Below are 1,449 nucleotides of genomic sequence, written 5' to 3' on the forward strand. Positions count from 1 at the left end.
CCCCTAAACATTAATTTTCAATTGTATATTTGTATGTTCCTAATGAGTAAACAACTTGGCAAAAGAATCTAAATTGTACAAAAATATTCTCGTAATAGAAGATAATCATGCTATTTTGGACGTGATCACGCTAATTCTGCAAAGTGAGGCTTATAAAGTTACAGGGCTAAACAAAAGTGCAGATATGCTTGTACATATTGAAGGATTTAAACCGGATTTAATCATCCTCGATATCATGCTTCCTGATGGTGACGGTCGGGTTTTACTTCAGGAATTAAGATCCGACGACAAGACAAAGGACATCCCGGTTTTGATGATTTCTGCACGATATACGGAAGAAAACATCCAGCATGGAACCCACAAGCCTAATGGCTTTTTAGCCAAGCCGTTCGACATCGACGATCTGCTGGATAGAATTGAGGGAATTCTCGCAGGAAAAATCTATAACTAGGCCCCTTTTTTATTCAGGCTCTGCATCAGCTGCTCATAAAGATCATCGCTTGTAGCTGCCTTAGGTTCAAGCTTTTTAACTGTAGCACGTTTTCCCTTAGCTTTGGCTTTTATGATTTTTAGCAGCTCCTGAGTGTATTCATCTTTAAAATTCTTAATATCAAAAGCAGAGGTATATTGCTTAATTAAAGCCAGCCCGACATCCAACTCCTTTTTATTAATCGTGTTGATGGGCGGGATCTTCATTTCCTCTGTCGTTCTGATTTCTTCCTGGAATCGGATCTTTGTAACCACAATGATCTCATTCAGCGGATGGATAACACATAAATTTTCAGTACTTCTTAAAACAAACCTGGCTATTCCTGCCTTTTTTGACTGGATCAATGCTTTTAACAGTAATGCGTAGGCCTTTTTCCCTTGAGCTTCCGGTTCCGCATAATAAGATGTTTCATAATAGATTGGATTGATTTCCTCTATATCTACAAAGTTCTCCAGTTCAATCATTTTGGTCTTCTCCGGGCTGGCATCTTCAAAATCCTGTTCGTCCAGAATCACATACTGATCTTTCAGCAGGTAACCTTTCACAATCTTATCATAAGACACCTCTTTGCGTGTATGCTCATTGATCCGCTGAAACTTGATATGGGCATGGTCTTTACTATCCAGCATATCCAGATCAAGATGGCTGTTCTGTACGGCAGAATAAAGCTTCACGGGAATATTAACTAAACCAAATCCAATGGATCCTTTCCAAATTGCTCTCATAATTTGCACATTAAACCTTTAGGTAACAACAGGGTTATAGAATTGTTTTACAGGCAAAAACAGGTGTTTTATCAAATCTTATCTGTAAATTAGCTAGGACAATAAATGCCCGGATATGAAACTCACTCCCGTTTTAATCTTCCTGTTCATGAATACAGCAAGCTTCGCCCAGTTAAAACCAGTTACCTACCATGATGGCAAACAAGTACTGCATGGTCTGGCCGTTAAACCCGT

2 protein-coding genes are annotated in these 1,449 nt (G+C 38.9%); one reads left to right on the plus strand and one right to left on the minus strand.

All coding sequences use genetic code 11. From position 1 onward, the window contains the following. Positions 1 to 73: 73 nt before the first annotated feature. Positions 74 to 451, plus strand: a complete 378-nt coding sequence (locus DBR11_RS12135) for a response regulator transcription factor (protein WP_255564072.1) — start codon at positions 74 to 76, stop codon at positions 449 to 451. Here the strand turns inward: DBR11_RS12135 and DBR11_RS12140 are convergent. After that, positions 448 to 1,215 (minus strand): Ku protein, encoded by a 768-nt coding sequence (locus DBR11_RS12140; protein ID WP_108552942.1) that lies wholly within the window; start codon positions 1,213 to 1,215, stop codon positions 448 to 450. The two genes, DBR11_RS12135 and DBR11_RS12140, sit on opposite strands and share 4 nt — an antisense overlap. Positions 1,216 to 1,449: the final 234 nt, after the last annotated feature.

The sequence above is a fragment of the Pedobacter sp. HMWF019 genome (assembly GCF_003061025.1).
Taxonomy (GTDB): Bacteria; Bacteroidota; Bacteroidia; order Sphingobacteriales; family Sphingobacteriaceae; genus Pedobacter.

Coding starts and splice junctions, on each gene's coding strand:
- DBR11_RS12140 (WP_108552942.1), bottom strand. CDS start 1,215: ATGAGAGCAATTTGGAAAGGATCCATTGGATTTGGTTTAGTTAATATT.